Origin of the sequence: Aeromonas sp. ASNIH8 (assembly GCF_002919855.1) — a bacterium.
In the GTDB taxonomy this organism is placed as follows: Bacteria; Pseudomonadota; Gammaproteobacteria; order Enterobacterales; family Aeromonadaceae; genus Aeromonas; species Aeromonas caviae.
Genome location: NZ_PQLN01000001.1, coordinates 1 through 12415, shown reverse-complemented (window position 1 = coordinate 12415; position 12415 = coordinate 1). Strand labels below are relative to the sequence as shown.

Sequence of the window (12415 nt, the reverse complement as noted above, 5' to 3'; positions counted from 1 at the left end):
TATTGTTCGAGAATTGACGTGGGCGCCCCGCTGTTTCGGCAGCCGGGGCGCCGAGGTTAGACTCCTGACAGGGGAAACACGTGAAAGACTTACTCAAGTTTTTGAAGGCTCAGACCAAGACCGAAGAGTTTGACAGTATCAAGATCGGTCTGGCCTCTCCTGACATGATCCGCTCCTGGTCATTCGGTGAGGTCAAAAAGCCTGAGACCATCAACTACCGGACTTTCAAGCCGGAGCGTGATGGTCTGTTCTGCGCCCGTATCTTCGGACCGGTGAAGGACTACGAGTGTCTGTGCGGCAAGTACAAGCGCCTGAAACACCGTGGTGTGATCTGCGAGAAGTGCGGTGTAGAAGTGACCCAGACCAAGGTCCGTCGTGAGCGCATGGGCCACATCGAGCTGGCCAGCCCGACTGCCCACATCTGGTTCCTGAAGTCCCTGCCGTCCCGTATCGGTCTGCTGCTGGACATGACCCTGCGTGACATCGAGCGCGTGCTGTATTTCGAATCCTATGTAGTGATCGAACCCGGCATGACCAACCTCGAGCGCAGCCAGATGCTCTCCGAAGAGAACTATCTGGACGCACTGGAAGAGTGGGGCGACGAATTCGACGCCAAGATGGGTGCCGAGGCCATTCTGGCTCTGCTGCGCGCCATCGATCTGGAAGGCGAAGTCAAAGCCATGCGTGAGGAGCTGGATCAGACCAACTCCGAGACCAAGCGCAAGAAGACCACCAAGCGTCTGAAGCTGATGGAAGCCTTCCTGCAATCCGGCAACAAGCCGGAGTGGATGATCATGACAGTGCTGCCCGTGCTGCCGCCGGACCTGCGTCCGCTGGTACCGCTGGACGGCGGCCGTTTCGCGACCTCCGATCTGAACGATCTGTACCGTCGCGTGATCAACCGTAACAACCGCTTGAAGCGTCTGCTGGATCTGGCTGCGCCGGACATCATCGTGCGCAACGAAAAGCGCATGCTGCAAGAGTCCGTGGATGCCCTGCTGGACAACGGCCGTCGTGGTCGTGCCATCACCGGTTCCAACAAGCGCCCGCTGAAATCCCTGGCCGACATGATCAAGGGTAAGCAAGGTCGTTTCCGTCAGAACCTACTGGGTAAGCGTGTCGACTACTCTGGTCGTTCCGTTATCACCGTAGGTCCGACCCTGCGTCTGCATCAGTGTGGTCTGCCGAAGAAGATGGCACTTGAGCTGTTCAAGCCCTTCATCTACGGCAAGCTGGAATCCCGCGGTCTGGCGACCACCATCAAGGCCGCCAAGAAGATGGTGGAGCGCGAGGAAGCCGTCGTTTGGGACATCCTGGACGAAGTGATCCGCGAACACCCGGTTCTGCTGAACCGTGCACCGACCCTGCACCGTCTGGGTATCCAGGCGTTTGAACCGACCCTGATCGAAGGGAAGGCCATCCAGCTGCACCCGCTGGTTTGTGCTGCGTATAACGCGGACTTCGACGGTGACCAGATGGCGGTCCACGTACCGCTGACCCTGGAAGCCCAGCTGGAAGCGCGCGCCCTGATGATGTCCACCAACAACATCCTGTCGCCTGCCTCCGGTGAGCCGATCATCGTTCCTTCCCAGGACGTGGTCTTGGGTCTGTACTACATGACCCGTGCCCGTATCAACGCCAAGGGCGAAGGTATGGTGCTGTCCGGTCCGAAAGAGGCCGAGAAGGTCTACCGTGCCGGTCTGGCCGACCTGCATGCTCGCGTCAAGTGCCGCATCACCGAGTACGTGAAGAACGAAGCCGGTGAGCTGGTTGCCAAGACCGAGATGAAGAACACCACCGTTGGTCGTGCGATCCTGAGCCTGATCCTGCCCAAAGGCATGGAGTACGCGCTGATTGACGAGCCCAAGGTACTGACTGCTGCAGAGCAGGCTGACCTGGACGCCAACCCGCAGAACTGGATCAAGTGCGTCTCCAACAAGGCGCTGGGCAAAAAGCTCATCTCCCGTCTGCTGAACACCTGCTATCGCAAGCAGGGCCTGAAGGATACCGTCATCTTCGCTGACCAGCTGATGTATACCGGTTTCCACTACGCGGCCCTGTCCGGTGCCTCTGTTGGTATCGATGACATGGTCATCCCGGATGCCAAGAAAGACATCATCGCTGCTGCAGAAGCCGAAGTCGCCGAGATCCAGGACCAGTTCCTGTCCGGTCTGGTGACCGCGGGCGAACGTTACAACAAGGTTATCGATATCTGGGCCAGCGCGAACGATCGCGTCTCCAAGGCCATGATGGACAACCTTTCCAAGGAGCGTAACGTCAACTCCCTGGGCGATGAGGAAGAGCAGGCCTCCTTCAACAGCATCTTCATGATGGCCGACTCTGGTGCGCGGGGCTCCGCCGCCCAGATCCGTCAGCTGGCCGGTATGCGTGGCCTGATGGCGAAGCCGGATGGCTCCATCATCGAAACGCCGATCGTGGCGAACTTCCGTGAAGGTCTGAACGTACTGCAGTACTTCATCTCCACTCACGGTGCTCGTAAAGGTCTGGCAGATACCGCACTGAAGACAGCGAACTCCGGTTACCTGACCCGTCGTCTGGTTGATGTGGCCCAGGACATGGTGATCACCGAGGACGATTGCGGCACTACCGACGGTCTGTGGATGACTCCGCTGATCGAGGGTGGCGACGTGGTCGAGCCGCTGCGTGAGCGCGTGCTGGGTCGTGTGGTGGCCGAAGACGTGATCAAGCCGGGTACCGAGGATGAAGTGCTGGTAGCACGCAACACCCTGCTCGACGAGCAGCTGTGTGACCTGCTGGAGCGCAACTCCGTCGACCGCGTGAAGGTACGTTCTGCCATCACCTGTGAGACCGACTTCGGTAACTGTGCTCACTGCTACGGCCGTGATCTGGCCCGTGGTCACCTGGTTAACAAGGGTGAGGCTGTCGGTGTTATCGCCGCTCAGTCCATCGGTGAACCGGGTACCCAGCTGACGATGCGTACCTTCCACATCGGTGGTGCCGCATCCCGAGCGGCTGCCGAGAGCAGCATCCAGGTGAAGAACACCGGTAGCATCAAGTTGCAGAACGCCAAGTTCGTTCTGAACAACTCTGACAAGCTGGTTATCACCTCCCGTTCTACCGAGCTGACCATCATGGACGAGATGGGCCGTACCAAGGAAAGCCACAAGCTGCCTTACGGTTCCGTGCTGGAAGTGAAGGATGGCGAAGCGGTGAACGCCGGTGATACCGTCGCGAACTGGGACCCGCACACCCACCCGATCATCACCGAAGTGGCGGGTCGTCTGCACTTCGAACACATGATCGACGGTGTGACCATCACTCGTCAGACTGACGAGCTGACCGGCCTCTCTTCCATCGTCGTACTGGATGTCAACGAGCGTCCGAGCGCCGGTAAAGAGATGCGTCCGACCGTGAAACTGGTCGATCTGAATGGCAAGGATGTGATGATCCCGGGCACCGACGTTCCCGCCCAGTACTTCCTGCCGGGCAAGGCGATCGTGAACCTGGAAGATGGTGCCAACGTGGGCGTGGGTGACGCGGTTGCGCGTATCCCGCAAGAGTCCAGTGGTACCAAGGACATCACCGGTGGTCTGCCGCGCGTTGCGGATCTGTTCGAAGCACGTCAGCCGAAAGAGCCGGCCATCCTGGCCGAGATCTCCGGTACCATCTCCTTCGGGAAAGAGACCAAGGGCAAACGTCGTCTGGTCATCACCCCGACCGATGGTGGCGAGATCTATGAAGAGATGATTCCGAAATGGCGTCACCTCAACGTGTTCGAAGGTGAAAAAGTTGAGAAGGGTGAAGTGCTGGCGGACGGTCCCGAATCTGCTCACGACATCCTGCGTCTGCGCGGTATCAGCCCGGTCGCCAACTACATCGCCAACGAAGTGCAGGACGTTTACCGTCTGCAAGGCGTTAAGATCAACGACAAGCACATCGAAGTCATCGTGCGTCAGATGCTTCGCAAGTGCGAGATCCTGAGCGCTGGCGACACCGACCTGATCGAAGGTGAACAGGTTGAAGTGGCCCGTGTGAAGATTGCCAACCGTAAACTGGTTGCCGAAGGGAAGACCCCGGCTACCTACCGTCATATCCTGATGGGTATTACCAAGGCATCTCTGAGCACCGAGTCCTTCATCTCCGCGGCTTCCTTCCAGGAGACCACCCGCGTGCTGACCGAAGCAGCCGTTGGTGGCAAGCGTGATGAACTGCGCGGCCTGAAAGAGAACGTGATCGTGGGTCGTCTGATCCCGGCTGGTACCGGCTTTGCCTACCACCACAGCCGCATCAACCAGCGTGCCGCCGCCGCCCGTGCTGTCGGTGTGCCGCAGGTGACTGCCGATGAAGCTCAGCAAAACCTGGCGGATCTGCTCAACGCAGCCGGCAGTTTTGACGAAGAGTAATCTTCCGCAGCAGTGCTCGAAAAGGGCCCCTTCTAGGGGCCCTTTTTTTATTTCCCATCCGGCGCCCAGCGTGCACTGGGCTGGGGCAGGGGGATGATCCAGTGCAAGGTTATAGAGCAAAAAATCAAAAAAAGTTGACATTGCCCCGTCGCAACTGAAAACTCGGGAAAGTTGAATGGGTATTACAGGGGTAGAACATGGCTGTCGGTATCGAGGAACTACTGCTTCCCGAAGAGCAACTGAGCGGTCGCGCTTTTACAGACGAAGACAGGGAGCTGTTGCGTTCATATGGGGGCCTTATCGAAGGCCTGGCCGATCTGTTCGGCAAGCACTGCGAGGTGGTGCTCCACTCCCTGGAAAATCTGCATGAGTCCGTGATCCAAATCGCGAATGGTTTCAATACGGGTCGAACTCTGGGGGCGCCGATCACCGATCTCGCCCTGCGGATGCTCAAGGACATCGAGAGCACGGGTCAGGATCACACCCAGAGTTATTTTGCCCGCAGTCGGACCGGTGCCTTGATGAAGTCGAGCACCATCGCCATCCGTAACCGCGACAAGCAGGTGATCGGCCTTATCTGCATCAATTTGCACATCAATGCGCCTTTCCACGAGTTCGTGGCCGAATTCTTCCCGACACCACAGCAGGTGGAGCGGCAATCACCGGAGACCTTCGCCAACAGCGTCGAAGAGCTGGTTGCCCAGACGGTGGACAACACCATCGACGAGATCAATCGTGATCCCTCCGTGGCCAACAATGCGAAGAACCGTTTTATCGTGACCCAGTTGTTCGAGAAGGGCATATTTGATATCAAGGACTCGATCAACCTGGTCGCCGACAAGCTGAATATTTCCAAACATACCGTGTATCTCTACATCCGACAGCGCAAGCAGGGTGAAGAAGAGAGCGAGTAAGCGCCATAGATAGGGGATAGATAACAATGGCTAAAGAAGTGATTGCAACCGACAAGGCGCCTGCCGCAATTGGCCCTTATGTCCAGGCTACCAAGCTGGGTGAGCTGGTCTTTACCTCCGGGCAGATCCCGCTCGATCCGGCCACCATGGACATCGTTGCCGGTGGCATCGAGGCTCAGGCAGAGCAGGTGATGAAGAATCTGGTCGCAGTCTTGAAAGCCGCAGGGGCCGATACCAGCAAGGTACTGAAGACCACTTGCTTCCTGAGTGACATGAACAACTTCGTGGCCTTCAACCAGGTGTATGCCCGCTACTTTGGCGAATCCGCTCCGGCACGTTCCTGCGTGGAGGTCGCTCGTCTGCCCAAGGATGTGCTGGTCGAAGTCGAAGCCATCGCTTACGTCTGAGCCTGTTTCATTGGAAAAGCCCCTCCCAGGAGGGGCTTTTGCGTCTGTGAGGTAGAATGGATACACCGCTGTGCAGGAGTGCGATCATGAGTCTGAATTTTGCTCTGCTGGTCACCGGGCCCGCCTATGGCACCCAGACGGCCAGCACGGCCTATCGTTTTGCCCTGAGTCTGGTCGAGCAGGGACACCGCTTGTCCCACCTCTTCTTCTATCAGGAGGGGGTGTGCAATGCCAATGGCCTCCATGCGCCAGCTAGCGATGAGACCGACCTGGTGGCATTGTGGCGCGAGTTGGCCATCCAGCAGGGTATCCGCATCGATGTGTGTGTGGCTGCGGCCATGCGCCGTGGCGTGCTGAATGAGCAGGAGGCCAAGGGAATGGGACGGGAGCATTTCAATCTGGAAGCGCCATTCTGCCTGAGCGGGCTCGGTCAGTTGGCGGAAGCCGCACTGACCGCTGATCGCTTCGTTCAGTTCTAGGGGGACAAAATGACCAGAATAGCGTTTATCTCACGGCGTGGTCCCCATGGTTCGGCGAGTGGTCGGGAGGGGCTGGATGCTCTGCTGGCCACCTCTGCATTGACGGAGTCCCTGGCACTCTTTCTGGTGGGGGATGGCGTGATGCAACTGGTGAGGGAGCAATCACCACACGCCATATTGCAGCGTCACTACGCCCCGACCTTCAAGATGCTGGAACTGTATGACATCGAAGAGATCTATGTCTGTGCGGTGTCACTGGCTGAGCGAGGACTGACGGCGGCGGATCTGCTAATCCCAGTGATTCCGCTCTCTCCTGCGGAAATTCGCCGTAGCTGGGCGGGTTTCACCGCCCACATCTGCTTCTGAGGTACCCGTGATACAGCTGATATTGAACTCTCCCTTCATGAGCCTGGATCTCGAGTTGGCGTTGCGTTACCGCATGGAAGGGGATCTGGTGGTGTTGATGCAGGATGCCGTGATGGCGGCTGCTGCCCCCGGGTGGTGCGAGCGCTTGGCAGAGGTCCCCCTGTACGTCATGAAGGAAGACCTGCAAGCGAGAGGCTTGTCATCCGGGGTCGGGATGGAACTCGATATGCCGGGTTTGATCAGGTTGATCGCCGAGCACGGATCACCGCAGACCTGGGGCGGTTAGGCTTGGTTTTCCTTTTTATCTCAGTTGTTTAGCATAATGTCATTCGAGTGTCATTTGCCATTTCGGTGTGCAAATTGTATAAATCTTGACTCCCCAGACAACAGGGCATAAAATTTCGCGTCCCCGTATCTGCGGGGAGGATTTTTCACACGTTTATGAAGTCATTATCAGGAGCCTTTTGATGGCAACTATTAACCAGTTGGTTCGCAAGCCACGCATCAAGCTCGTTGTGAAAAGCAACGTGCCGGCGCTGGAAGCGTGCCCTCAGAAGCGTGGCGTATGCACCCGTGTATACACCACCACCCCGAAGAAGCCTAACTCTGCACTGCGTAAAGTATGCCGTGTACGTCTGACCAACGGCTTCGAAGTCACCTCCTACATTGGTGGTGAAGGTCACAACCTGCAAGAGCACTCTGTTGTTCTGATCCGTGGCGGTCGTGTAAAAGACTTGCCAGGTGTTCGTTATCACACCGTTCGTGGTGCGTTGGACTGTGCCGGTGTTAAAGACCGTAAGCAGGCTCGCTCCAAGTACGGCGTGAAGCGTCCGAAAGCTTAATGGTTCTCCGTTAAGTAAGGCCAAACGTTAATTCGTTTCTAGTTAGATAACTTTCTAGTTTTGGGTAACCCCTGAAGTTACGGAGAATTTGAAATGCCAAGACGTCGTGTTGTTGGTCAGCGTAAAATCCTGCCGGATCCCAAGTTCGGATCTGAGCTGCTGGCTAAATTTGTCAACGTAGTAATGGTTGACGGTAAGAAATCTGTTGCAGAAGCCATCGTTTATGGCGCCCTGGACATCATTGCCACCAAATCTGGCAAAGAGCACCTGGCCCTGTTCGAAGTCGCTCTGGACAACATTCGTCCGGCGGTCGAGGTTAAATCTCGTCGCGTCGGTGGTGCAACCTATCAGGTGCCGGTAGAAGTTCGTCCGGTACGTCGCAATGCTCTGGCAATGCGCTGGTTGGTTGATGCCGCTCGTAAACGTGGTGAAAAATCAATGGCTCAGCGTTTGGCTGGCGAGCTGCTGGATGCCGCTGACAATAAGGGTTCGTCTGTCAAGAAACGTGAAGACGTTCACCGTATGGCTGAAGCGAACAAGGCCTTCGCTCACTTCCGCTGGTAATCCGCTTGCGCAGGGTCTTATGACTCTGCGCACCTTTAATTATCTGGGGACAAGCGCCCTAGTAAGAGGATGACAATGGCTCGTACAACCCCCATTGAGCGTTATCGTAATATCGGTATCTCCGCTCACATCGACGCCGGTAAGACTACTACTACCGAGCGCGTTCTGTTTTACACCGGTGTAAGTCACAAGATCGGTGAAGTTCACGATGGCGCCGCCACCATGGACTGGATGGAACAGGAACAAGAGCGTGGTATCACCATCACCTCCGCCGCGACCACCGCTTTCTGGTCCGGTATGGGTAAACAATTCCAACCGCACCGTATCAACATCATCGATACCCCGGGCCACGTTGACTTTACTATCGAAGTAGAGCGTTCTATGCGTGTTCTGGATGGCGCCGTGATGGTGTACTGTGCCGTAGGTGGCGTACAGCCCCAGTCTGAAACCGTATGGCGTCAGGCTAACAAGTACAAGGTTCCCCGTATCGCGTTCGTCAACAAGATGGACCGTACCGGTGCCAACTTCCTGCGCTGCGTTGAGCACATCAAGACCCGTCTGAAAGGTAACCCGGTTCCTCTGCAACTGAACATCGGTTCCGAAGAGAACTTCAAGGGCGTTATCGATCTGGTCAAGATGAAAGCCATCAACTGGAGCGAAGCTGACCAGGGCGTATCCTTCGACTACGAAGACGTCCCGGCCGAGCTGCTGGAGCAGGCGCAAGAAATGCGCATGAACCTGGTTGAAGCCGCTGCTGAAGCGTCTGAAGACCTGATGGAAAAATACCTGGGTGGTGAAGAACTGACTGAAGAAGAGATCAAGAAAGCTCTGCGTCAGCGTGTTCTGAACAACGAAATCATCCTGGTTACCTGTGGCTCCGCGTTCAAGAACAAGGGCGTACAGGCCATGCTGGATGCCGTGGTCGAGTACCTGCCGGCTCCGACCGACGTTGCTGCTATCGACGGTCTGAAGCTGGATGGCGAGACCAAGGACGAGCGTCACGCTTCCGATGACGAGCCGTTCTCTGCTCTGGCATTCAAGATTGCTACCGACCCGTTCGTGGGCAACCTGACCTTCTTCCGTGTTTACTCCGGTGTGGTCAACTCCGGTGACTCCGTGCTGAACTCCGTTAAAGAGAAGCGCGAGCGTTTCGGCCGTATCGTTCAGATGCATGCCAACAAGCGTGAAGAGATCAAAGAAGTTCGCGCAGGCGACATCGCTGCTGCCATCGGCCTGAAGGACGTCACCACCGGTGATACCCTGTGTGACGAAAGCGCACCGATCATCCTGGAGCGTATGGAATTCCCGGAGCCGGTAATCTCCATCGCCGTTGAGCCGAAATCCAAGGCTGACCAGGAGAAGATGGGTCTGGCTCTGGGCCGTCTGGCTCAGGAAGATCCGTCCTTCCGCGTATGGACCGACGAAGAATCTGGTCAAACCATCATCGCCGGTATGGGTGAGCTGCACCTGGACATCATCGTTGACCGTATGCGTCGCGAGTTCAAGGTAGAAGCCAACGTAGGTAAGCCGCAGGTTGCCTACCGTGAAACCATCCGCAACACCGTCAAGGATATCGAAGGCAAGCATGCCAAGCAGTCCGGTGGTCGTGGTCAGTACGGTCACGTCGTTATCGACATGTACCCGCTGGAAGAAGGCAAAGCCTACGAATTCGTCAACGACATCAAGGGTGGCGTGATTCCGGGCGAATTCATCCCGGGTGTTGACAAGGGTATCCGCGAGCAGCTGAAGTCCGGCCCGCTGGCAGGCTATCCGGTAATGGATCTGGGTGTGCGTCTGCACTTCGGTTCCTACCACGATGTCGACTCTTCCGAACTGGCGTTCAAGATCGCTGCTTCTCTGGCGTTCAAGGCTGGCTTCATGAAGGCCAACCCGGTACTGCTCGAACCGATCATGAAGGTCGAAGTCGAGACTCCGGAAGACTACATGGGCGACGTGATCGGTGACCTGAACCGTCGTCGCGGCCTGATCGAAGGCATGGAAGATGGCCCGTCCGGCAAGATCGTACGTGCGTTGGTGCCGCTGGCCGAAATGTTCGGTTACGCCACCTCCCTGCGTTCTGCTACCCAGGGTCGTGCTTCCTACGCCATGGAATTCGCCAAGTATCACGATGCCCCGACCAACGTCGCCCAGGCCGTGATCGAAGAGCGCAAATCCAAGTAATTTAAGATTCCCCGCCTACGACGGTAGGCGGGTTTAACCTAGAAGGACTACGTCGTGTCTAAAGAAAAATTTGAGCGTAATAAACCGCACGTAAACGTCGGCACCATCGGCCACGTTGACCACGGTAAAACCACCCTGACCGCCGCCATCACCAACGTGCTGGCCAAGCACTTCGGTGGTAAAGCTTTCGCCTTCGACCAGATCGACAAGGCACCGGAAGAGCGTGAGCGTGGTATCACCATCAACACCTCCCACGTAGAATACGACACTGCTACCCGCCACTACGCTCACGTAGATTGCCCGGGTCACGCCGACTACGTTAAAAACATGATCACCGGTGCTGCCCAGATGGACGGCGCAATCCTGGTAGTAGCAGCGACTGACGGCCCGATGCCGCAGACTCGTGAGCACATCCTGCTGGGTCGTCAGGTAGGCGTTCCGTACATCATCGTGTTCATGAACAAGTGCGACATGGTAGATGACGAAGAGCTGTTGGAACTGGTCGAGATGGAAGTTCGCGAACTGCTGTCCGAGTACGACTTCCCGGGTGATGACCTGCCGGTAGTCCGTGGTTCCGCACTGAAAGCGCTGGAAGGCGAAGCTCAGTGGGAAGAGAAGATCCTGGAGCTGGCTGGCCACCTGGACACCTACATTCCGGAGCCGGAGCGTGCCATCGACCAGCCGTTCCTGATGCCTATCGAAGACGTCTTCTCCATCGCAGGCCGTGGTACCGTAGTAACCGGTCGTGTAGAGCGCGGTATCGTCAAGGTTGGTGAAGAAGTGGAAATCGTTGGTATCAAAGATACCACCAAGACCACCTGTACCGGCGTTGAAATGTTCCGCAAACTGCTGGACGAAGGTCGTGCAGGTGAGAACGTTGGCGCGCTGCTGCGTGGCGTGAAGCGTGAAGACGTAGAGCGTGGTCAGGTACTGGCCAAGCCGGGCACCATCAAGCCGCACACCAAGTTCGAATCCGAAGTGTACGTGCTGTCCAAGGAAGAAGGTGGTCGTCACACTCCGTTCTTCAAGGGCTACCGTCCGCAGTTCTACTTCCGTACTACCGACGTGACCGGTACCATCGAACTGCCGGAAGGCGTAGAGATGGTAATGCCGGGCGACAACATCAAGATGGTTGTTACCCTGATTGCGCCGATCGCGATGGACGACGGCCTGCGTTTCGCCATCCGTGAAGGTGGCCGTACCGTAGGTGCTGGTGTTGTAGCTAAAGTTATCGCTTAATCGATACTTTATATGCACACATGAAAGGGGTGGCTTCGGCCACCCCTTTTACTTTTGGGGCTTTAATTGGCCTGTGAGATACTTTTGCGAAATCATCTATAGAGGTAGCTGCTGTGAGTAAACCCGCCATTTTTCTGGATCGCGATGGTGTCATCAACAAAGACACGGGTTATGTCAGCCAGGTTGATGACTTCCATTTTCTGCCCGGGGTGATTGAGGCCATGCAATTGCTGAAGAAAAAAGGCTATTTGCTGGTCGTGGTGACCAACCAATCCGGTATCGCCCGCGGTTACTTCACGGAAGATGACTTCATGAACCTGACCGAGTGGATGGATTGGTCATTGGCCGATCGGGATGTGGATCTCGATGGTATCTACTTCTGCCCCCATCACCCGGATCACGGCGCCCCTTGCGACTGCCGCAAACCGGAACCCGGCATGCTGCTGTTGGCGCAGCAAGAGTTGGGCATCGACATGGACCGCTCTTATATGGTGGGTGACAAACCTTCGGACCTGAAAGCCGCCATCAATGCCAAGGTCGGTCACAAGATAATGGTCAGAACAGGCAAGCCGATTACTGATGCGGGGATTGAGCTGGCCGATGCCATCTACGACAACCTGCATGATTTTGCCGTTGCAGCGCCTGTCACAGGCTGATTTCGCTGGATTAAGATGCTTTTTGGTGGCTTTGTGAGCGGTTGAACGGTGAAAGCCATCTTTTTGCAATTATCCTCTTGCCAGAACGAATTCGCTCCCTATAATGCGCCTCCATCGACAGGGCAAGCGGCAACGCAAACAAGCCAGTCGGTGCCTCGAAAAAGCCTCGTAAAATAAGGCTTGACTCGAGAAGGCGGTTGAGTAGAATGCCACTCCCGCAGCAGCCAAAAGCTGTGTCGCTCTTTAACAATTTGAATCAAGCAATCTGTGTGGGCACTCACAGCATCGAGCATCAAAAACAATTTTTGATATCAATGTCTGATGAAGTGACCAAAGCAACGAAAGTTGCAGCAGTTAATTCAGCAATTCATTGAGCCGCTTT

General features: G+C 56.3%; 11 protein-coding genes. All 11 read left to right on the top strand.

From position 1 onward, the window contains the following. The first annotated feature begins 80 nt into the window (after positions 1-80). A complete protein-coding gene (rpoC, locus tag C3418_RS00055) occupies positions 81-4385 on the top strand; it encodes a DNA-directed RNA polymerase subunit beta' (RefSeq protein WP_010675955.1) in 4305 nt (1434 codons plus the stop codon). A 197-nt stretch (positions 4386-4582) separates the two neighbouring features. Continuing rightward, a complete protein-coding gene (locus tag C3418_RS00050; protein WP_103857739.1) occupies positions 4583-5299 on the top strand; it encodes a transcriptional regulator in 717 nt (238 codons plus the stop codon). A 26-nt stretch (positions 5300-5325) separates the two neighbouring features. Then, the gene (locus C3418_RS00045; RefSeq protein WP_010675953.1) at positions 5326-5706 is read left to right on the top strand and encodes a RidA family protein; all 381 of its coding nucleotides are present in this window, start codon (positions 5326-5328) and stop codon (positions 5704-5706) included. Between the two features lie 86 nt (positions 5707-5792). Continuing rightward, positions 5793-6185, top strand: coding sequence for a sulfurtransferase complex subunit TusD (tusD, locus tag C3418_RS00040; protein WP_103857738.1), 393 nt, complete (start codon positions 5793-5795; stop codon positions 6183-6185). Positions 6186-6194: 9 nt separating this feature from the next. Continuing rightward, positions 6195-6551: a sulfurtransferase complex subunit TusC gene (gene tusC / locus C3418_RS00035; RefSeq protein ID WP_103857737.1), complete on the top strand. Its 357-nt coding sequence runs from the start codon at positions 6195-6197 to the stop codon at positions 6549-6551. Between the two features lie 7 nt (positions 6552-6558). Then, on the top strand, positions 6559-6837 hold the full coding sequence (gene tusB / locus C3418_RS00030) for a sulfurtransferase complex subunit TusB (protein WP_103857736.1): 279 nt from the start codon (positions 6559-6561) through the stop codon (positions 6835-6837). Between the two features lie 181 nt (positions 6838-7018). After that, on the top strand, positions 7019-7393 hold the full coding sequence (gene rpsL / locus C3418_RS00025) for a 30S ribosomal protein S12 (protein ID WP_005306278.1): 375 nt from the start codon (positions 7019-7021) through the stop codon (positions 7391-7393). A 93-nt stretch (positions 7394-7486) separates the two neighbouring features. Further along, positions 7487-7957: a 30S ribosomal protein S7 gene (rpsG, locus tag C3418_RS00020; RefSeq protein WP_010675949.1), complete on the top strand. Its 471-nt coding sequence runs from the start codon at positions 7487-7489 to the stop codon at positions 7955-7957. Between the two features lie 75 nt (positions 7958-8032). Continuing rightward, on the top strand, positions 8033-10138 hold the full coding sequence (gene fusA, locus C3418_RS00015) for an elongation factor G (RefSeq protein WP_010675948.1): 2106 nt from the start codon (positions 8033-8035) through the stop codon (positions 10136-10138). Positions 10139-10192: 54 nt separating this feature from the next. Then, the gene (gene tuf, locus C3418_RS00010; RefSeq protein WP_005306325.1) at positions 10193-11377 is read left to right on the top strand and encodes an elongation factor Tu; all 1185 of its coding nucleotides are present in this window, start codon (positions 10193-10195) and stop codon (positions 11375-11377) included. Between the two features lie 113 nt (positions 11378-11490). After that, on the top strand, positions 11491-12033 hold the full coding sequence (gene gmhB, locus C3418_RS00005) for a D-glycero-beta-D-manno-heptose 1,7-bisphosphate 7-phosphatase (RefSeq protein WP_010675946.1): 543 nt from the start codon (positions 11491-11493) through the stop codon (positions 12031-12033). Positions 12034-12415: the final 382 nt, after the last annotated feature.